The sequence below is a fragment of the Nonomuraea sp. NPDC052116 genome (assembly GCF_040680035.1).
Lineage (GTDB): Bacteria > Actinomycetota > Actinomycetes > Streptosporangiales > Streptosporangiaceae > Nonomuraea > Nonomuraea angiospora_A.
Window position 1 is genome coordinate 88,750 of the sequence record NZ_JBFAWA010000032.1, and the last position, 18,232, is coordinate 106,981.

Below are 18,232 nucleotides of genomic sequence, written 5' to 3' on the forward strand. Positions count from 1 at the left end.
CTCCATGATATTTCGCCGGGAAGGTTCCATGACTGAGGTGACTCTAGCCGTCGTCGGCGGCGGCCTGCGAGGGCTGACCTACGCCCGCCACGCGCACGCCACGGGCGCGGGGCGGGTGGTGGCGGTCGCGGAGCCCGACCCGCGGCGCCGCGCCGCGTTCGCGGCGGAGTTCGGCGTCCCGGCCGAGTCGGCGTTCCCCGGGTGGAAGGAGCTGGCGGCGGCGGATCGGCTGGCCGACGCGGTCGTCATCGCCACGCAGGACCAGCTGCACACCGACCCCGCGGTGGCGCTGGCGGACCTCGGTTACCACATTCTCCTGGAGAAGCCGATGGCTCCGGACGAGCGTGAGGCGGCGCGGATCGCCGAGGCCGCCAGGCGCAACGGGATCATGCTGGCCGTGTGCCACGTGCTGCGGTACACGCCATACACGCGGGCCGTGCGGGACCTGCTCGACTCCGGCCGGATCGGGCGGCTGATCAGCGTCCAGCACCTCGAGCCGGTGGGGTGGTGGCACCAGGCGCACTCCTTCGTCCGCGGCCACTGGCGCCGCCAGGACACCTCGGCGCCGATGCTCCTGGCCAAGGCGTGCCACGACATCGACTGGCTCGTGCACCTCTTCGGCCGGCCGCCCGCGCGGGTGTCGTCGTTCGGCTCCCTGTCCCACTTCCGCGCCGAGGACCGCCCCGCGTCGGCCGCGGACCGGTGCATGGACTGCCCCCTGGAGCCGTCCTGCCCGTACTCGGCGCCGCGGCTCTATCTCGGGTGCCTCGGGGACCCGTCGAGCGAGTTCTGGCCGCTGTCGGCCGTCACGCCCGGGCGCACGCGGGAGGCGGTGCTGGAGGCGCTCCGGGTGGGGCCGTACGGGCGGTGCGTGTACGCGTGCGACAACGACGTGGTCGATCACCAGGAGGTGGTGATGGAGTTCGACGACGGGGCGACGTGCTCGTTCACGATGAGCGCGTTCACGCCGATGGAGGACCGGCGGACGCGGCTGTTCGGCACCCACGGCTACGTCGACGGCGACGGCCGCACCCTGCGCGTGGTGGACTTCCGCACGGGCGAGGAGGAAATCGTCGACGCGACCGCCTCCCACGCGGGCGCGCGGGGAGCTTCGGCGGGTGCCGGAGCGGCGGAGGGCTCGGCGGGCGCTTCGGAGGGGGCCTCGGCGGCGGACGGGCACGGCGGCGGGGACGAGGGCCTGGTGGACGCCTTCCTCGCCGCCGTCGCCTCGGGCGACCCGTCGCCGCTGCGCTCGGACGCGTTCGAGAGCCTCATGACCCACCGCGTGGTGTGGGCCGCCGAGCAGGCCCGCCGCACGGGCTCGGTCGTCACGTTCCGCCCCCACGCGTGAAGGGCGGGTGGGTGGCTAGCCCCAGACCTCCTGGGCCGTCTCGACGATCAGGCGGAGCTTGGCGAACTGCTCGTCGGCCGTGAGCTGGTTGCCCTCCACCGTCGAGGAGAACCCGCACTGCGGCGACAGGCAGATCTGGTCGAGGTCGACGAACTTGGCGGCCTCGTCGATCCGCCGCTTGAGCGTGTCCTTCGACTCCAGCTCGCCCCGCTTGGTCGTGACCAGCCCCAGCACCACCATCTTCCCCGGCGGCACGAAGCGCAGCGGCTCGAAGCCCCCGGACCGCTCGTCGTCGAACTCCAGGAAGAACCCGTCCACCTTCAGCTCGCCGAACAGCGCCTCCGCCACGAAGTCGTACCCGCCCGAGGCCGCCCAGGAGGAGCGGAAGTTCCCCCGGCACATGTGGGTGGTGATCGTCATCCCGGCGGGCTTGGCGGCCAGGGCGGCGTTGATCTGCTTGATGTAGCGCAGGTGCATGTGCTCGGCGTCGTCCCCGCGCGAGCTCAGCTCCGCCCGCTGGGCCGGGTCGTTCAGGTACGCCAGGCTCGTGTCGTCGAACTGCAGGTACGTGCACCCCAGCGCGCCGATCCTGCGCACCTGCTCGGCGTAGGCCGCGCTCAGGTCCCGCCAGAACTCCTCCACGTCCGGGTAGACCTCGGGGTCGATGGCCGCCGGCCCGCCCCGGTAGTGGACCATGCTCGGCGAGGGGATGGTCAGCTTCGGCACGTTCGTGGTGGCGGTGTCGCGCAGGAACGTGAAGTCGTCGGCGAAGATCGGCTCGTTCAGCCGGATCCGCTCGTGCACGCGCAGCGCCGCCGGGGTGAACTCGATGTCCCCCTGCTCATTGTGGAAGCGCACCGTGATGTGCTCGTCGGTGGCCTGGCCGATGCCGCCGAGCCGGTAGATGAAGTCCATGTGCCACGAGGCCCGCCGGAACTCGCCGTCGGTGGCGCTCTGCAGCCCGATCTCCTCCTGGCGGCGTACCACCTCCCTGATGGCCTCGTCCTCGGCCTCCCGCAGCGCGTCGCCCGTGAGGGTCTCGCGGGCGCGGAGCAGCGCGGGCGGGCGGAGCAGGCTGCCGACGTGGTCCGCGCGGAACGGCGGCGAGGTGCGCATCGAAGGTCATCTCCTCTGGTCGTCAAAGTTGTGCCCGTAGAGCTGTCTGAGGTGGGCTTTGAGCAGCTTGCCCGCCGCGTTCTTCGGCAGCTCAGAGACGAATTGCAGATATTTCGGGATTTTGAAGCGGGCCAGGCGGCCGTCCAGGTACGCCAGCAGCTCATCGGGCTCGATCGCGGCGTCCGGGGCCGGCACGACCAGCGCCTTGCCCACCTCGCCCCACGTGTCGTCCGGCACGCCGATCACCGCGCACTCGGCGACCGCGTCGTGCCCGAACAGGACGCTCTCCACCTCGGCGGGATAGATGTTCTCGCCACCGGAGATGATCACGTCCTTGAGGCGGTCGGAGATGCGCACGTAGCCGTCCTCGTCGGCGATGCCGACGTCGCCCGAGCGGAACCAGCCGTCCGCCGACAGCACCTTCGCGGTCTCCTCCGGCCGCCGCCAGTAGCCGGTCATGACGTTGGGCCCCTGTACGTACACCTCGCCGGGCTCGCCGGGACCCGCCGGAGAGCCGTCGGGCGCGACCAGCCGTACGTCGGAGAAGAAGCACGGCACCCCGGCCGAGCCCGCCTTGGCGATCGAGTGCTCGGCCCCGAGGAAGAGGGCACCGGGCGCCGTCTCGGTCATGCCGTACCCCTGCAGGAACGTCAGCCCCCGATCCTGATAAATCCGGATCAGCGGTTCGGGCACCGGCGCTCCCCCGCACAGCAGGTGCCGCAGGCTCGACAGGTCCGCCTCCGCCCAGCGCGGCGACCGCGTGAGGAAGCCGAACATCGACGGCACCCCGAACATCACGGTCACCCGCTCCGCCTCGATCAGGTCGAACGTCCGGTCCACGTCGAAGGAGGGCTCCAGGATGATCCGGCCGCCCTTGAGCACGGTCGGCACCAGCGTCTGGGCCAGCGCCGCGATGTGGAACAGCGGCGCGCCGACCAGCGTGACCTCGTCGTGCGCGAGCGGCACGTCGACCAGCAGGTTGAAGGTGTTCCAGGTCAGGTTGGCGTGGGTGAGCATGGCCCCCTTGGGGCGTCCCGTCGTCCCGGACGTGTACATGATCAGGCACACGTCGTCCTGGCGCACCGGCTCGTCGATCGGCTCGGGCGAGCCGGAGGCGAGCAGCGTCTCATAGTCGGTGACGTGCCGCCCCGGCAGCCCCTCGCCGTCCTGCTCCTCGCCCAGCACGAGCACCGACGCCTGCGCGTCCTCCAGGATGTACCGCAGCTCCGGCCGGGCCAGCCGGGCGTTGAGCGGCACGAACACGGCCCCCACCAGCCCCGCCGCGAAGAGCGTCTCCACCAGCGCGGGCTGGTTGACCCCGAGGAAGGCGACCCGCTCGCCGCGCCCCACGCCGAGCGCCGAGGCCAGCCGGTACGCCCGCTCGCTCAGCTCACGGTACGTGCGGTCGTGTCCCCGGTACGTCACCGCCACCCGTTCGGGCGTCATGCGGGCCCGGCGTGCGGGCCACGAGCCAATCCCCTGATTCCGCATCGGCGCTCCTTGACGCTCAAGCCATCAAGTTAGGCCACTGGGCGATGGCTGTCACCGTTCTGCCCAAGTTTCATCCGGCACAACGTCGAGGAGCCGCTCCGCGATCCGCCCCGCCTCCGGCCTGAACCGCTCGTGCAGCGTGTGGCACACCCGCTGGGCCTTCTCCGCCGGCCAGTCGTGCGGCAGGTACCGCAGCGGCAGCCGCGGATCGGCCCTGATGATCTGCAGCCAGCCGGTCAGCAGCGTCAGCGAGCGCGCCAGGTCGTCGGGCGCGTCCGCCGCCGGGTCGGCCCGGTCCCAGCGGCGCAGGAACTCCCGGTAGCGCTCGCCCAGGCCCGACAGGTCGTAGGCGTCACCGACCAGCGCCTGCATGTCGGTGGGGTGCCGGGGCTCGGCGGAGAAGACCTTCACGTTCGCGCCGAGGTCCTCGATCACGTGCGCGGCGTCCACGTCGCCGGGAGCGATCCACAGGCCGTTCTGCAGCGGCCCGAACCCGGCCCAGACCAGCCGCGAGCGCAGCTCGTGCCGCTGCCGCTGCCAGGACTCGGGCAGCGAGAAGCCGATCAGCGTCCAGCGGTCCTCGTCCGCGTCGTTGACGACGCCGCTGTGCCAGATGCGCCGCTCGCCGTCCTTGAGCACCTCGGTGCTCGTCGGGGTGAGGCCGAAGTACATGCGGCGGCCCGAACGCTGGCGGCGCAGCAGGCCGCGGCGGACCATCCGGGTCAGCGTCGAACGCGTCGCCTCCTCCGAGATCCCGACCTTGGCGAACGCCTCGATGAAGCTGCCCGAGGACACGCAGATCCCGCGGCCGTACACGTGATCGCCGAGGAACGTCAGAATCACCGACTGAGGCCGCATCTAAGTCCTTCCGGGATATTGGGCAATGTATTGACAGCCGTAATATAACTGCCTACATTCAGGGCCACATCCCAGGAGGTCCTGAATGCGCAGGCTTCTTCCTTCTCTGGTTTGTCTCGCGTTGGCCGCGACCGCCTGCGGCGGTGATTCCGGCGGCGGCGCCCAAGACCCGATCAAGGTCGGCCTCATCGTCTCCCTCACCGGCAACTACACGCCGCTGGGCAGCGAGGACAAGAAGGCCGTCGAGCTGGCCGTCGAGCAGGTCAACGGGCAGGGCGGGCTGCTCGGCCGCAAGGTGGAGCTGGTCGCGCGCGACGACAAGACCGCCCCCGACCAGGGCATCGTGGCCTACAACCAGATCAAGGGCGACATCGACGTGCTGATCGGCCCGGTGTTCTCCAACTCGGCGCTGGCGGTCGAGCCGCTCGCGCAGCGCGACAAGATGCCGTACCTGTCGCTGGCCCCCGCCCAGGAGCAGGTCGAGCCGATCAAGTCGTACATCTTCGTCACCCCCGCCCTGTCCGGCATGTACGCCGAGCGTTACCTGCAGTACATCCAGGCCAAGGGCATCAAGACGATCGCCGTGGCCTGGGACTCCAAGAGCGCCTATTCGGTCTCCGGCCACAAGTCGATGATCGCGCTCGCGTCCAAGTACGGCGTGAAGGTCGCCGTGGACGAGCCGTACGAGACGACCACCTCCGACTTCAGCCCGCTCTTCACCCACGTGCGCGACTCCGCCGCCGAGGCGCTGGTGTTCTGGGGCTCGGGCGCGCCCGGCGTGACGGCGGCCAAGCAGTACGTGGCCTCGGGGCTCAAGACGCCGCTGTTCCTGACCGCGTCGCAGGCCAGCAAGCTGTGGCTGGAGCCGATGGGCGGCTCGGCCGAGGGCATGACGGTGCAGAGCGCCATCGGCGTCGTCGGCGAATACCTGCCCGACGGCAAGCAGAAGCAGGTCATCGAGCAGATGGCCAAGCCGTACCAGCAGAAACACGGCTATCCGCCACCGCAGTTCGCACAGGACGGCTACAGCGCGAGCCTGCTGCTCTTCGAGGCGATCAAGAAGGCGAACAGCACCGACAAGGCCAAGGTGCAGCAGGCCCTGGAGACCATGGACCTGGTCACGCCCAACGGCCGCTTCCGCTACTCCCCCACCGACCACTCCGGGCTCTCCCCCGAGTTCATCTCGGTCAACACGGTGCAGAACGGGAAGTTCGTTCCCACCGACTGGGCCAAGGAGCAGCTCACCAAGACCGTCGGCGTGGGGTAGCGGGTGCTGACGGTCACGGGGCTCTCCCGCTCCTTCGGGGGCGTCTACGCCGTCCGCGACGTGTCCCTGGCCGTCGCGGACGGCGAAGTCTGCGGCGTCATCGGGCCGAACGGGGCGGGCAAGTCCACGCTGTTCAACCTCATCACCGGGCATCTGACGGCCGACCACGGCCAGATCTCGTTCCGCGGGCACCGGGTGGACCGGCTCGCGCCGCACCGGCGGGCCAGGCTCGGCATGTCGATCGTGTTCCAGGCGGCCAGGGTGTTCCGCGGCATGACGGTCAGGGAGAACGTCATGGTCGGGATGCACGGCCGTACCGGTGCGGGGTTCGTGTCGGCGGCGCTGCGGCTGCCGCGGCACCGGCGCGACGAACGCGAGATCACCGCCGAGGCGGATGCCGTGCTGAGCCGCGTGGGGCTGGCCGAGTGGGCGGACCGGCCCGCCGACCTGCTGCCCATCGGGCAGCAGCGGGCGCTCCAGCTCGCCCGCGCCCTGTGCGCCCGGCCCCGGCTGCTGCTGCTCGACGAGCCCGCCTCGGGGCTGCGCGGCCAGGAGCGCGAGCGGCTCGCGGCGCTGGTGGAGGAGCTGCGCGCGGACGGGCTGACGATCCTGCTGGTCGAGCACGACGTCGCGTTCGTGACCCGGCTGGCCGACCGCGTGGTGGTGCTCGACCTGGGCCGGGTCATCGCCGACGGCTCGCCCGCCGAGGTGCGGGCCGATCCGCTGGTGCTCGCCGCCTACCTCGGGCAGACCGCATGATCGACGTCAAGGACCTGGTCGTCTCGTACGGCACCGCGACCGCGCTCGACCACGTCACGCTCACGGTGGGGCGGGGCGAGATGGTCGCCCTGCTCGGCCCGAACGGCGCGGGCAAGTCCACGCTGGCCAACACCCTCGCCGGGCTGCTCCGGCCCGCCGCGGGCACGGTCGGGATCGGGGGCAGGCTGGCGCTCATCCCGGAGGGCCGCCAGCTCTTCCCGGACCTGTCGGTCGCCGACAACCTGGCGTTGGGCGGGTGGCGGTCGGGTTTACGGGATCCCTCGTCCGTGTACGGGCTGCTCCCCCGGCTGGCGGAGCTGGCCGGGCGGCAGGCAGGGGTGCTGTCGGGGGGCGAGCAGCAGATGGTGGCGTTCGGGCGGGCCCTGATGTCGCGGCCCGAGGTGCTCGTGGTGGACGAGCTCTCCCTGGGCCTGGCCCCGAACGTGACCGCCGACCTGGCCGGCCACCTCGCCGAGCTGAACCGGGAGCAGGGGCTGACCGTACTGCTCATCGAGCAGAACGCGCGGCTGGCGTTCGACCTGTGCGGGCGGGCGTACGTGCTGGAGTCAGGTCGGGTGGTGGCCGAGGGCGAGTGCGCGGAGCTGGCCGGCGACCCTCGGGTGGCCAGCGCGTACCTGGGCGGGGCGATCACATGAGCGCCTTCCTCACATACCTGCTGAACGGGCTCGCGGTCGGGTGCGCGGTCGCGCTCATCGCCAGCGGCCTGGTCGTGATCCACCGCGTCACGGGCGTGGTGAACTTCGCGCAGGGCACGTTCGCGGTCGTGGCCGGGCTGTGCACGTCGTCGCTGCTCGGGCTCGGGTTCCCGCACGGGCTGAGCGAGCTGGCCGCCGTCCTGGTCGCGGCGCTGGCGGGGCTGCTGACCGGCCTGGCCGCCATCGGCCGGCGGGGCACCACGCCGCTGTCGTCCCTCATCGTGACGCTCGGCGTGGGCGTGCTCGCGTACGCCGTCGAGATCGTCCTGTGGGGCGACCAGCCGCGCTCGGCGCCCGGCCTGGCGGGCTCGGTGACGCTGGCGGGCGCGCGCGTCCAGACGCAGCACCTGCTGGTCATCGGCGTGACGGCGGCCGCGTTCGCGCTGCTGGCGCTCTTCTTCGGGCGCACCTACCTGGGCAAGGCGCTGACGGCGTGCGCCTCCAACCCGTACGCCGCGCGCGTGGTCGGGATCGACACGCGGCTGATGGGGCTGCTGGCGTTCGCGCTGGGCGGGCTGCTCGGCGGGATCGCCGGGGTGCTGGTGACGCCGCTGCGGCCGATCTCGTTCGACACCGACGTCACGCTCATCGTGAACGCCTTCGCCGCGGCCGTCTTCGGCGCGCTCACCCGGCCCGTGATCACGCTGGCCGGAGCGCTGCTGCTGGGCGTGGCCGAGACCATGGCCGCCGGGTACGGCTACGGATCGCACCAGCTGGAGGTGGCGCTGGGTCTCATGATCGTCGTCATGATCGTACAGGCGAGCCGGCGCTCGGCCATTTCGCAGGAGCAGACATGATCCGCCTGGTGGCCGGGCTGCTGGTCGCGGCCGTGACGCTGGCCCTGCCCGCGGTGCTCGACGACAGCGCGCTGGCCGTGTACATCCTGCTCGGGCTGGCCGCGATGGTCACCGTCGGGGTGTCGCTGCTGATGGGCTACGCCGGGCAGGTGTCGCTGGGCCAGGGCGCCTTCTACGCCGTCGGCGCCTACACCGCCGCGTTGCTGTCCCTGCACGGCGTGCCGCCGCTGGCCGGGCTGATCGCCGCGCCGGTGGTGGCGGCCGCATCGGCGCTGGTGATCGGCGTGCCGCTACTGCGGCTGCGCGGGCACCATCTGGCGTTCGCGACGCTGGCCATGCAGCTCATCCTGCTCTCGCTGGCCGGGCAGCTGGAGGTCACCGGCGGAGACATCGGGCTGCAGGCCATCCCGCAGTTCTCGGTCGGGTCGTTCGAGGCGGGCGGCGCGTCCGCGTACGCGTACCTGACCTGGATCGGGCTGGCGCTGGTGATGCTGGTGACCCGGAACGTGATCACCTCGCGGCCGGGCCGCGCCCTGCGCGCGCTGGCCACCAGCGAGACCGCCGCCGCGTCCTCGGGGATCCCGGTCGGGCGGTACAAGCTGGTGGTGTTCGCGTTGTCGGCGGCGTTCGCGGGGCTCGCGGGCGGGATCTACTGCTTCTACACGGGGTACGTGGCGCCGGGCTCGTTCCCCGTGCTCATCTCGATCCAGTACATCGTGATGGCCGTGGTCGGAGGGCTGGGCACGATCTGGGGCGCCGTGGTCGGCGCGACCGCGATCACGCTGCTCGTGCAGGGGCTGAACAGCCTGGCCGCGCTGCCGGGGATGCCGTCGTACGCGCCCGGCGTGCTGTCGTACGCCGTGTACGCGCTCGTCCTCATCCTGGTCGTGCTCTTCCTGCCCCGCGGCCTGCTCCCCGCCGTCTCCGGCCGCGTCAACCGGGACCGCCGGGGGATGATTCATCGGTGACCGTTGAGAAGGCGCTGAACGTCGGTCCGTCGGGCATCGAGGTCGCGTACGAGCGCCTCGGCGACCCCCAGGCCCCGCCCGTGCTCCTGGTGATGGGCCTCGCCGGGCAGCTGATCAACTGGCCGGACGGCCTCTGCGCGGAGCTCGTCGACCGCGGCCTGCACGTCATCCGGTTCGACAACCGCGACTCCGGCCTGTCCACGCACCTCCACGACGCGCCGCCGCCCGACCTGTCGGCGGCGCTGTGAGCGCCGACGCTTCGCCGGGTATCGAAGCTTTTCCCGTCTAACGTCGGCCGCATGACGACGACCCCGCCGGCCATGAGCAGCGCCTCCCCTGACCGCTGTCCGGCGGGAACGTCGTGACCCCCTGGGAGATGCTCGCCGTCTTCGCGACGAGCATCTGCGCCGGCGCGCTCAACACCGTCGTCGGCTCCGGAACCCTCATCACCTTCCCCGTACTGCTCGCCATCGGCCTCCCGCCCGTCACCGCCACGGTCACCAACGCGCTCGGCCTGATCCCCGGATCCATCAGCGGAGCCATCGGGTACTGCCGAGAGCTCCGCGGCCAGTCCCGGCGCCTGCTCAAGCTGAGCGTCGCCGCCCTGCTCGGCGGCCGCCTCGGCGCCGAGGCGGGCCGCCGCTTCAGCCCTGCGACGCTACGCTTCCTGATCGTGGCCGTCGGCGGAGTCGCCCTCGTCCATCTGCTCGTCCGCTGAAGCAGGCCGCGGGCTGCCTCGCTTGACATGATCGCGTCGCGGGCGATGAACGCGTCGTCCTGATCGTGCCGGCGGTACGGGTGCGCCGAACCCCCGCCCCGGCGGAGGCGATCGGGCATTAGTGTCGGCAGTCCACCCATGGTGATCGACTTTGGAGGGCGCCGTGCGGCGCGTCATGATCCTGCTGACCCCGATCGCGGCCCTGGCCGCCGCTCTGGTCGTCGCCCGGCGGCGGTTCGTCGTCGTACGGATCAGCGGGGCGAGCATGCTGCCGACCTACCGCACGGGCGACCGGGTGCTCGTCCGCAGGACCACGGGGTCGGGTGTCAGGCGCGGCCAGGTCGTGGTGCTGCAGACCGCGCTGCCCGGGGGGAAGTGGCGTACGGGACCGCTGCCTCGGCCGGGGGCGGCCATGTGGTTCATCAAGCGCGCGGTAGCCGTACCGGGCGACCCGGTGCCCGCCCAGGTCATGGCCCGGGTGGAGGCGTCGCCGGGCGACACGGTGCCGGCGGGCCGGCTGGTCGTCCTCGGTGACGGGCCGGTCAGCGAGGACTCGCGGGCATGGGGTTACGTGCCGTTCGACCGCGTGCTCGGCGTCGTCGTCCGCCGGCTCGCCCCCTCCCCCGACTCCGTCGGCTCGTAGCCCTGCGCCTGCAGGGTGAACAGTCCCGCGTACTCCCCTCCCAGCGCCATCAGCTCCGCGTGCGAGCCGCGCTCGGCGATCCGCCCCTCGGCGAGCACGGCGATCACGTCCGCTTCCCGTACCGCGCCGAGCCGGTGCGAGATCAGCAGGCTGGTCCGTCCCGCGCGGTGACGGCGCAGGCTCTGGTGGATGGCGTGCTCGGCCTGCGCGTCCAGGCCGGAGCTCGGCTCGTCGAGGACGAGCAGGTCCCGCCCCTTCCGCATCAGGGCGCGGGCCAGCGCGAGGCGCTGCCACTGCCCGCCGGACAGCACCACTCCGGCCTGGGGGTCGTCCCGGTCGCCGAAGAAGATCCGGCTCAGCAGCGTGTCGTAGCCGCGCGGCAGCCCGGCGACCGTCTCGTGGACACCGGCCAGCCTGGCGGCGGCCTCGACCCGGTCCCGGTCGTCGAGCGCCGTGACGTCGCCGAGCCCGATGTTCTCGGCCGCGGTCAGGTCGTACGACATGTAGTCCTGGAACACCGCGCCGATGCGGCCGCGCAGCTCGGCGGGGTCCATCTCCCGCAGGTCGGCGCCGTCCCAGTGGATGGACCCGCGTACCGGGTCGTACAGCCGGCAGATCAGCTTGACCAGGGTGCTCTTGCCCACGCCGTTCAGCCCGACGAGGGCGAGGGAGCCGCCGCGCGGGATGAACAGGTCGATTCCGCGCAGCACCCACGGATGCGCGTCGTCGTACCGGAACCACACGTCGCGCACCTCGATGCCCTCGCGCAGCGCGGGGACGGGGCGCGGACGCCGCGGGACGGGCAGGTCCGGCGCGTCGGCCACGACGTCGAGGTAGTGCCCGAACATCAGCAGCGCGTTGTGCGCGTCGGCGGACTGGCCGACGATCGACGCGAGCGCGGACTGCACCCCGGCGACGGCCGCGACGAACACGGCGACGTCGCCGACGCTCAGCGTGCCGGACGCGGCGCCGCTGATCGCCCAGAGCAGGCCGAGCGCGGCGACGGCCGCCCCGAGCAGCGACAGCGTCCCCTGGGTACGCAGGGTCCTGCGGGCGAGCCCCTGCTCGGCGGCGTTGACCGCGCGCAGCTCGCCCAGCATCCTGGCGCGCAGGAAGTCGCCGAGGCCGAACAGCCGGATCTCCTTGGCCGCGTCGGGGCTGGTGAGCAGGCCGGCGAAGAAGATCTGCCGCCGGCTCCTCGAGCTGACGCCCCACATCATCCCGGCGCGACGCCGCGACAGGTCGAGCTGGGCGCGGACCGAGGGGAGCGCGGAGAGCGCCACGACGAGGATCATCCCCGGTGCCAGCACGGCCAGCGCCGCAGTGAACCCGGCGAGGGTGACGGCTCCCTGGGCGATCCCCAGGGAGGAACGGACGATCCGCTGCGGCGCGTTCTGGCCGGCGTCCTGCGCCAGCCGTACGCGGTCGTGGAAGGCCGGGTTCTCGAATCGGCTCAGGCCCGGGTGGGCGTTGACGGCCTGGAAGAGCCGGTCCTGGATCAGCACCTGGAGCGCGCGGCGCAGCTGCTCCTGGGCGTACTCCGCGGCCGCGGGCAGGGCCGCGCCCGCCAGGCCGGTCACGCCGAGAGCCACGCCGTACGGGAGCAGCTCGGCAAGGCCCGCCCCGGCCGCCAGCCCGTCGAGCACGAGCTTGGTCAGCCACGCGGTGACCACCGGGACCAGGCCCATGAGCAGCACCGTGATCCCGGATGCCAGGACGGCGGCCGGGTGCGCCCGCCAGGCCGACGCCGCGGCCGCGCGAAAGCGCCGTCGCGGCGTGGCGCCGCCGTGCCCGGCAGGAGAGGTCATCGGCGCGTGGCCGCCGGCAGCCTGCCCGGGGCGGTGTCGGCCGCGACGACCACCCCGTCCCCGTCGACCAGGTAGAAGCTGGGGAACCGGGAGACCCGCAACGCCCTGCTCACCGGGCCGCCCATCGGCTCGACCACGACGGTGGCCGAGGTCAGCTCGCCGGTGAACAGCCTGGCCTCGTCGGGGTCGCCCGTGACCACGGCCAGCACGCGTTCGGGACGGTTGTCGGCCAGGTAGGACGCGAACTCCGGCAGCCGCTCGTGGCAGGACGCGCATTCGGTGGAGAACACCGCCACCACGGAGGGCCCCGTGAAGAACGCGCGCGACACGGTCTCGCCGCCGAGGGCGGTCGCGCTGAAATCGCCCAGCGTCGTTCCCGGCTGCACCATCGGGGCGCCCGTCGGCGCCAGCTCGGCCAGCCGCAGCGTGTGCACGCGCAGCCGGCGGATCACCGCCAGGGTCAGCACCAGATCCACCAGGCACAGCAATCCGACGACGACGACGGCGGCCACGAGATACGGCATGCGAGCTCCTCAGGGGTGGGCGGCGAAGCACGGAAAACCCACCAGGACGGTGCCGGCCTGGTGTCGGCCCGCACTGTCCTGGGGGCTGTCGGTAGGGCGCGTCAGCAGTAGTCGAAGCTGCCGCAGTTGGTCGTGCCGGTGGAGTCGTGGTAGCAGCAGGTCCGGCAGAACTTGCCCTGGCAGCACCAGTCGGTCCAGCACGCGGCCGAGGCGTTCGCCGACGGCAGGAACTTGTCGAGGAGGCGGTCTCCCAGCTTGTTGAGTGCGCGGATCATGGCGACCTCCTTGCATGGGGGATCTTTACGCGCTCACGGTCACCCAGCAAGAGCACCTTGTTAATGGAGAGATTGGCCGACACTCCGGAACATCGTTCGGCGGTTCAGGATCTTGACAGAGGCCACTTGGCCAGGTGACGGCCGATGACCAGGCGCTGGATCTTACGACGGCGTTGCCTCGGTGTACCTCCTCATCGGTGACTCTCCGAGAGGGGCGACTCCAGGGACGTGGTGTCTGTCCGCCGGACCGCCCCGCGCCATGGCCGCCGGGTGGTGGCCCCGGGCCGGCTGTTAGCGCTCACACGTCTTCTTCCCTGTCGCGGTTCCTTCTCTGTCAGATGGCTGTGGTGGCAGGTCGAGCCAATACGAGACGCAGAGGCGACGTCAAGGAGGCCACCTCGCGCCCGCGGCGGGGCGGCGGACGCGCGTGCGGCTCATCAGGCGTTATCAGGGGTCGCCCGCCATGACGGCGAGAGCGCCACTCTGAAACTTTCGCCAGAACTTGACAACTTTCGGCGCGGTTTCCAGACTGTGTCTCCGAGAAGGCTTCCTCCCGCCAGGTGGTGGTGCGCGGTGAGGACCGCCGTTCACGATGCCCTGGTGGTGTGCGTTCCATGATCACGGAACGCGGCGTCGATCGCGTGGGATGACCCCGCGTGTCCGCTTTTCCGTGATGCAGTCTGGAGCACTCAGTCATGGGCGACACAGCCATACTTCCGCCGCGGCCCTTCAGGCGCCCGCGGGTCCTGATCGCCGCCGCCGTCGGCGCTATCGCCGTGGTCACCGCGGTGACGGTACCGACCACGCCGGCCGGTGCGGCGGCGAGCACGCTCGGCGCGGCCGCCGCGCAGAGCGGGCGGTACTTCGGCGCCGCCATCAGCGCGGGCAAGCTCGGCGACTCGCAGTACACCACCATCGCCGGCCGCGAGTTCAACATGGTGACGGCCGAGAACGAGATGAAGATCGACGCCACCGAGCCGAACCGGGGCCAGTTCACCTTCACCAACGGCGACCGCGTCTACAACTGGGCCGTGCAGAACGGCAAGCGGGTCCGCGGCCACACCCTGGCCTGGCACTCCCAGCAGCCCGGCTGGATGCAGTCCCTGTCCGGCAGCACGCTGCGCCAGGCCATGATCGACCACATCAACGGCGTCATGGCCCACTACAAGGGCAAGATCTACGCCTGGGACGTGGTCAACGAGGCCTTCGCCGACGGCAACTCCGGCGGCCGGCGCGACTCCAACCTGCAGCGCACCGGCAACGACTGGATCGAGGTCGCCTTCCGCACCGCGCGCGCCGCCGACCCGGCCGCCAAGCTCTGCTACAACGACTACAACATCGACAACTGGACCTGGGCCAAGACCCAGGCCGTCTACACCATGGTCCGCGACTTCAAGCAGCGCGGCGTGCCGATCGACTGCGTCGGCCTGCAGTCACACTTCAACAGCGGCAGCCCGTACAACAGCAACTACCGCACCACCATCTCCAGCTTCGCCGCCCTCGGGGTGGACGTGCAGATCACCGAGCTGGACATCCAGGGCGCCTCCGCGCAGACCTACGCCAGCGTGACCAACGACTGCCTGGCCGTGGCCCGTTGCGCCGGCATCACGGTGTGGGGGGTGCGCGACCAGGACTCCTGGCGGTCGGGTGACACCCCGCTGCTGTTCAGCGGCGGCAACAAGAAGCCCGCCTACGACGCGGTCCTCAACGCCCTGAACGCCGCCTCGCCGGGCGGCCCCACTCCCACTCCCACTCCGACCCCGACGCCCACCCCGACTCCGACACCGGTCCCGGGCGGGTGCGAGGCGACCATCACGACGACCAACAGCTGGTCGGGTGGCTTCCAGTCGACGGTGACCGTCCAGGCGGGCAACGCGGCGATCAGCGGATGGACCGTGCGGTGGACCTGGCCCGGCGGGCAGAGCATCAGCAGCCTGTGGAACGGCCAGCAGAGCGTGTCCGGCTCCAGCGTCACCGTACGCAACGCCACCTACAACGGCTCCATCGCCGCCGGCGGCTCCACGACCTTCGGGTTCACCGCGAACGGCACCGCGGCCACCCCGACCGCCACCTGCACCAGCCCCTGACGGCGGCCGGACATGATGAGGAGAATACAGATGCGTCTGCCCTGGCGAGCGCGGTCACCGCGCCCCTCCGCCGTCACGACCGCGGCGCCGCCCCGGCGGGCCTCGCGCCGCGGCCTCGTGATCGGCGCCGTCGCGGTCCTGCTCGCCGGAGCGGGCCTGCTGACCGTGCAGCCCGCCCAGGCCGCCGTCGCCTGCCGGGTCGACTACGCCATCAGTTCGAGCTGGTCAGGCGGCTTCAACGCCGGCGTCACCATCAACAACCTCGGTGACGCGGTCAACGGCTGGCGGCTGACCTGGTCCTTCGGCGCCGGCCAGCAGATCACCCAGATCTGGAACGCCACCCAGACCCAGTCCGGCTCGTCGGTGACCGCCACCAACGTCTCCTACAACGCCTCCATCCCCTCCGGCGGCAGCGTCAACTTCGGGTTCAACGGCTCGTGGACCGGCAGCAACCCGGTGCCCACGTCGTTCGCCCTGAACGGAGTGACCTGCGGCAACCCCGGCACCCCCACGCCCACCCCCACACCGACCCCCACCCCCACCCCGACCGGCACGTGCACTCTTCCGTCGACGTACCGCTGGACATCGACCGGCGCGCTGGCGAACCCGAAGTCGGGCTGGGTCTCGCTCAAGGACTTCACCACCGTCGTCTACAACGGCAGGCATCTCGTCTACGGGACGACGCACGACACGGGAACGGCGTGGGGTTCGATGAACTTCGGCCTCTTCACCAACTGGTCCGACATGGCCTCGGCCAGCCAGAACACGATGTCCTCCTCCACCGTCGCGCCCACGCTCTTCTATTTCGCCCCGAAGAACGTCTGGGTGCTCGCCTACCAGTGGGGTAGCACCGCGTTCTCCTACCGCACGTCGAGCGACCCCACCAACCCGAACGGCTGGTCATCGCAGCAGGTGCTCTTCTCCGGAAGCATCTCCGGCTCCGGAACCGGCCCCATCGACCAGACCCTCATCGGTGACGGCACGAACATGTACCTGTTCTTCGCCGGGGACAACGGCAAGATCTACCGGGCCGGAATGCCCATCGGAAACTTCCCGGGCAGTTTCGGCGCGACCTCGACGGTGGTCATGAGCGCCTCGACGAACAACCTGTTCGAAGCCGTTCAGGTCTACAAGCTCCAGGGCCAGAACCGGTACCTCATGCTCGTCGAGGCGATCGGTTCGCAGGGCCGCTACTTCCGCTCGTTCACCGCCACCAGCCTGGACGGCTCGTGGACACCGCAGGCCGCGACCGAGAGCAACCCCTTCGCCGGCAAGGCCAACAGCGGCGCCACCTGGACCAACGACATCAGCCACGGCGATCTGGTCCGCAGCAACCCCGATCAGACCATGACCGTTGACCCCTGCAATCTGCAGTTGCTCTACCAGGGACGCAACCCCAGCTCCGGCGGCGACTACGGCCTCCTGCCCTATCGGCCGGGCCTGCTGACCCTGCAGCGCTGATGAGGTGACACGGATCCGTCCCTGAGAGCGGCCTTCCGGTGGTGACGGTGGTCATCCCGGCCCCCGTCACCACCGGAAGGCCCGCCGACTTCCTTGCGCACCGCCCATGCGACCTTCACTCGCCGGCGGCAGGACGTGCTCTCCGCAATGACCTCATCGGTCGTGGACTCGCGAAGTCGGCCCGACCACACACCCGTCGCAAGCATGTAGTTCCAGCGGTCGTGGCGTCCCGGTGCAACCAGGGGAGGCAGCACGGGGTTCAAGGGGCGCATCAGGGACGGTGAACCGCCCCTGGCTCCTGAAATCTCGCTCACGATGGGAGTCCCGATATGTCCGCAGTTCTGGACGGCAAGGCAGCGCTGGTGACCGGCGGCAGCCGCGGCATCGGCAAGGCGATCGCCCTCCGGCTCGCCGCGGACGGGGCGGATGTGGCGGTGACCTGCCGGCACAGCACCGACCAGGCCCGCGCCGTGATGGAGCAGGTCAAGGCGATGGGACGCCGGGCCATGGCCCTCCAGGCAGACGCCGGTGACCCCGCGGCGGTCACGGACGCCGTTCAGCGGGCGGCCGTCGAGTTCGGCCGGTTGGACGTCCTGGTCAACAACGCGGGAGTCTTCCCCTTCGGGCCACTGCAGGACGTGCGTCCGGAGGACTTCGACCGAGTCCTCGCCATCAACGTACGTGCGCCGTTCATCGCCGCTCAGACCGCGGCCGCGCACATGACCGAAGGCGGGCGGATCATCAACATCGGCAGCTGCCTGTCCGGCCGCACGCCTTTCCCCGGCATCACCCTGTACGCATTGAGCAAGACCGCCCTCACCGGGCTGACCAAGGGCCTTGCACGCGACCTCGGTCCGAGGGGCATCACCGCCAACGTCATCCATCCCGGCCCGATCGACACCGACATGAACCCCGCCGACGGACCGGGCGCCGACGCTCAGAGCGCCTACACCGCCCTCGGGCACTACGGGGAGCCCGCGGACATCGCCGCGACCGTCGCGCACCTGGCCGGCGAGGGAGGCCGGTACATCACGGGCGCCTCCATAGCAGTGGACGGCGGCGTCACCGCCTGACTCCTTGCCGGTCCGCAAGGCCGTCGGGAACCGACCATCCTCCCGGCGGCACCAGCGCTCATGGCAGAACTGCTGGGCAACGCACCCGCCGGGCGGAGGCGATCAACTCTGGGCCGTCAGCCCCGATGATTTCAGTGTCCAGCCCGAGGAGTTTCAAGCGATCGTCAGCGCGGTCAATGACGTCACCCTCCTGTGGAACGACAACTATCTCTACTTTGAAGGCGTCCCGTACGAGTTGTCGGAAGGCGAGAACCTCCTCGAAGTTGATCGGGGGTTGACGTCTCGCCGACGTAGAGGGCTCGTCGGCCGAACTGCGCACG

General features: G+C 71.1%; 18 protein-coding genes. 12 read left to right on the plus strand and 6 right to left on the minus strand.

Features of this window, described 5'->3' with window-relative positions:
- Positions 1-28 precede the first annotated feature (28 nt).
- Positions 29-1,351: a Gfo/Idh/MocA family oxidoreductase gene (locus AB0L65_RS45230; RefSeq protein ID WP_364259483.1), complete on the plus strand. Its 1,323-nt coding sequence runs from the start codon at positions 29-31 to the stop codon at positions 1,349-1,351.
- 15 nt (positions 1,352-1,366) lie between these two features.
- Here the strand turns inward: AB0L65_RS45230 and AB0L65_RS45235 are convergent, their stop codons facing one another.
- From AB0L65_RS45235 to AB0L65_RS45245, 3 genes are read right to left on the minus strand one after another with little or no spacing between them, the layout of a single operon-like run.
- Positions 1,367-2,467, minus strand: a complete 1,101-nt coding sequence (locus tag AB0L65_RS45235; RefSeq protein WP_364259486.1) for a 5-methyltetrahydropteroyltriglutamate--homocysteine S-methyltransferase — start codon at positions 2,465-2,467, stop codon at positions 1,367-1,369.
- A 6-nt stretch (positions 2,468-2,473) separates the two neighbouring features.
- Complete coding sequence (locus AB0L65_RS45240; protein ID WP_364259489.1) at positions 2,474-3,958, minus strand: long-chain fatty acid--CoA ligase; 1,485 nt, start codon at positions 3,956-3,958, stop codon at positions 2,474-2,476.
- Between the two features lie 51 nt (positions 3,959-4,009).
- Positions 4,010-4,816: a PaaX family transcriptional regulator C-terminal domain-containing protein gene (locus tag AB0L65_RS45245; RefSeq protein ID WP_364259492.1), complete on the minus strand. Its 807-nt coding sequence runs from the start codon at positions 4,814-4,816 to the stop codon at positions 4,010-4,012.
- A gap of 85 nt (positions 4,817-4,901) precedes the next feature.
- On the opposite strand from AB0L65_RS45245, the gene AB0L65_RS45250 reads away from it, so the two are divergent.
- The 8 genes from AB0L65_RS45250 to AB0L65_RS45285 all read left to right on the plus strand — a co-directional run bounded on the left by AB0L65_RS45250 (position 4,902) and on the right by AB0L65_RS45285 (position 10,684).
- Positions 4,902-6,083, plus strand: a complete 1,182-nt coding sequence (locus AB0L65_RS45250; protein WP_364259495.1) for an ABC transporter substrate-binding protein — start codon at positions 4,902-4,904, stop codon at positions 6,081-6,083.
- A 3-nt stretch (positions 6,084-6,086) separates the two neighbouring features.
- Positions 6,087-6,842 (plus strand): ABC transporter ATP-binding protein, encoded by a 756-nt coding sequence (locus AB0L65_RS45255; RefSeq protein ID WP_350736675.1) that lies wholly within the window; start codon positions 6,087-6,089, stop codon positions 6,840-6,842.
- Positions 6,839-7,498, plus strand: coding sequence for an ABC transporter ATP-binding protein (locus AB0L65_RS45260; RefSeq protein WP_364259498.1), 660 nt, complete (start codon positions 6,839-6,841; stop codon positions 7,496-7,498). The genes AB0L65_RS45255 and AB0L65_RS45260 overlap by 4 nt, the downstream gene beginning before the upstream one ends.
- Positions 7,495-8,355, plus strand: a complete 861-nt coding sequence (locus AB0L65_RS45265; protein ID WP_355201440.1) for a branched-chain amino acid ABC transporter permease — start codon at positions 7,495-7,497, stop codon at positions 8,353-8,355. Before AB0L65_RS45260 ends, AB0L65_RS45265 begins: the two co-directional genes overlap by 4 nt.
- The gene (locus tag AB0L65_RS45270; RefSeq protein WP_364259502.1) at positions 8,352-9,323 is read left to right on the plus strand and encodes a branched-chain amino acid ABC transporter permease; all 972 of its coding nucleotides are present in this window, start codon (positions 8,352-8,354) and stop codon (positions 9,321-9,323) included. Before AB0L65_RS45265 ends, AB0L65_RS45270 begins: the two co-directional genes overlap by 4 nt.
- Positions 9,320-9,571 (plus strand): hypothetical protein, encoded by a 252-nt coding sequence (locus AB0L65_RS45275; protein WP_364259505.1) that lies wholly within the window; start codon positions 9,320-9,322, stop codon positions 9,569-9,571. The genes AB0L65_RS45270 and AB0L65_RS45275 overlap by 4 nt, the downstream gene beginning before the upstream one ends.
- Positions 9,572-9,684: 113 nt before the next feature.
- A complete protein-coding gene (locus tag AB0L65_RS45280) occupies positions 9,685-10,041 on the plus strand; it encodes a sulfite exporter TauE/SafE family protein (protein ID WP_364259508.1) in 357 nt (118 codons plus the stop codon).
- Between the two features lie 163 nt (positions 10,042-10,204).
- Complete coding sequence (locus AB0L65_RS45285) at positions 10,205-10,684, plus strand: S26 family signal peptidase (protein WP_364259511.1); 480 nt, start codon at positions 10,205-10,207, stop codon at positions 10,682-10,684.
- Here AB0L65_RS45285 and AB0L65_RS45290 read toward each other — a convergent pair.
- The 3 genes from AB0L65_RS45290 to AB0L65_RS45300 form a co-directional block, all read right to left on the minus strand.
- The gene (locus tag AB0L65_RS45290) at positions 10,609-12,492 is read right to left on the minus strand and encodes an ABC transporter ATP-binding protein (RefSeq protein ID WP_364259514.1); all 1,884 of its coding nucleotides are present in this window, start codon (positions 12,490-12,492) and stop codon (positions 10,609-10,611) included. The genes AB0L65_RS45285 and AB0L65_RS45290 overlap by 76 nt on opposite strands.
- Positions 12,489-13,016 carry a TlpA disulfide reductase family protein gene (locus AB0L65_RS45295; protein WP_364259517.1) on the minus strand — a complete coding sequence of 176 codons (528 nt, stop codon included), beginning with the start codon at positions 13,014-13,016 and terminating at the stop codon, positions 12,489-12,491. Before AB0L65_RS45295 ends, AB0L65_RS45290 begins: the two co-directional genes overlap by 4 nt.
- Positions 13,017-13,117: 101 nt before the next feature.
- Positions 13,118-13,291: a hypothetical protein gene (locus AB0L65_RS45300; protein WP_185072132.1), complete on the minus strand. Its 174-nt coding sequence runs from the start codon at positions 13,289-13,291 to the stop codon at positions 13,118-13,120.
- 695 nt (positions 13,292-13,986) lie between these two features.
- Between AB0L65_RS45300 and AB0L65_RS45305 the strand changes: the two genes are divergently transcribed.
- From AB0L65_RS45305 to AB0L65_RS45315, 3 genes are all read left to right on the plus strand, one after another.
- Entirely contained in the window at positions 13,987-15,378 is a 1,392-nt protein-coding gene (locus tag AB0L65_RS45305) for an endo-1,4-beta-xylanase (RefSeq protein ID WP_364259520.1), read from the plus strand.
- A gap of 30 nt (positions 15,379-15,408) precedes the next feature.
- On the plus strand, positions 15,409-16,839 hold the full coding sequence (locus AB0L65_RS45310) for a non-reducing end alpha-L-arabinofuranosidase family hydrolase (protein WP_364259523.1): 1,431 nt from the start codon (positions 15,409-15,411) through the stop codon (positions 16,837-16,839).
- A gap of 329 nt (positions 16,840-17,168) precedes the next feature.
- Positions 17,169-17,912, plus strand: a complete 744-nt coding sequence (locus AB0L65_RS45315; RefSeq protein ID WP_364259526.1) for a 3-oxoacyl-ACP reductase family protein — start codon at positions 17,169-17,171, stop codon at positions 17,910-17,912.
- Positions 17,913-18,232 lie beyond the last annotated feature (320 nt).

Bases quoted from the DNA above. Each gene is read 5' to 3' on its own strand.
- AB0L65_RS45315 (WP_364259526.1), top strand. From the start codon at position 17,169: ATGTCCGCAGTTCTGGACGGCAAGGCAGCGCTGGTGACCGGCGGCAGC.
- AB0L65_RS45310 (WP_364259523.1), top strand. From the start codon at position 15,409: ATGCGTCTGCCCTGGCGAGCGCGGTCACCGCGCCCCTCCGCCGTCACG.
- AB0L65_RS45265 (WP_355201440.1), top strand. From the start codon at position 7,495: ATGAGCGCCTTCCTCACATACCTGCTGAACGGGCTCGCGGTCGGGTGC.
- AB0L65_RS45305 (WP_364259520.1), top strand. From the start codon at position 13,987: ATGGGCGACACAGCCATACTTCCGCCGCGGCCCTTCAGGCGCCCGCGG.
- AB0L65_RS45270 (WP_364259502.1), top strand. From the start codon at position 8,352: ATGATCCGCCTGGTGGCCGGGCTGCTGGTCGCGGCCGTGACGCTGGCC.
- AB0L65_RS45300 (WP_185072132.1), bottom strand. From the start codon at position 13,291: ATGATCCGCGCACTCAACAAGCTGGGAGACCGCCTCCTCGACAAGTTC.
- AB0L65_RS45235 (WP_364259486.1), bottom strand. From the start codon at position 2,467: ATGCGCACCTCGCCGCCGTTCCGCGCGGACCACGTCGGCAGCCTGCTC.
- AB0L65_RS45295 (WP_364259517.1), bottom strand. From the start codon at position 13,016: ATGCCGTATCTCGTGGCCGCCGTCGTCGTCGTCGGATTGCTGTGCCTG.
- AB0L65_RS45230 (WP_364259483.1), top strand. From the start codon at position 29: ATGACTGAGGTGACTCTAGCCGTCGTCGGCGGCGGCCTGCGAGGGCTG.
- AB0L65_RS45240 (WP_364259489.1), bottom strand. From the start codon at position 3,958: ATGCGGAATCAGGGGATTGGCTCGTGGCCCGCACGCCGGGCCCGCATG.
- AB0L65_RS45245 (WP_364259492.1), bottom strand. From the start codon at position 4,816: ATGCGGCCTCAGTCGGTGATTCTGACGTTCCTCGGCGATCACGTGTAC.
- AB0L65_RS45290 (WP_364259514.1), bottom strand. From the start codon at position 12,492: ATGACCTCTCCTGCCGGGCACGGCGGCGCCACGCCGCGACGGCGCTTT.
- AB0L65_RS45250 (WP_364259495.1), top strand. From the start codon at position 4,902: ATGCGCAGGCTTCTTCCTTCTCTGGTTTGTCTCGCGTTGGCCGCGACC.
- AB0L65_RS45260 (WP_364259498.1), top strand. From the start codon at position 6,839: ATGATCGACGTCAAGGACCTGGTCGTCTCGTACGGCACCGCGACCGCG.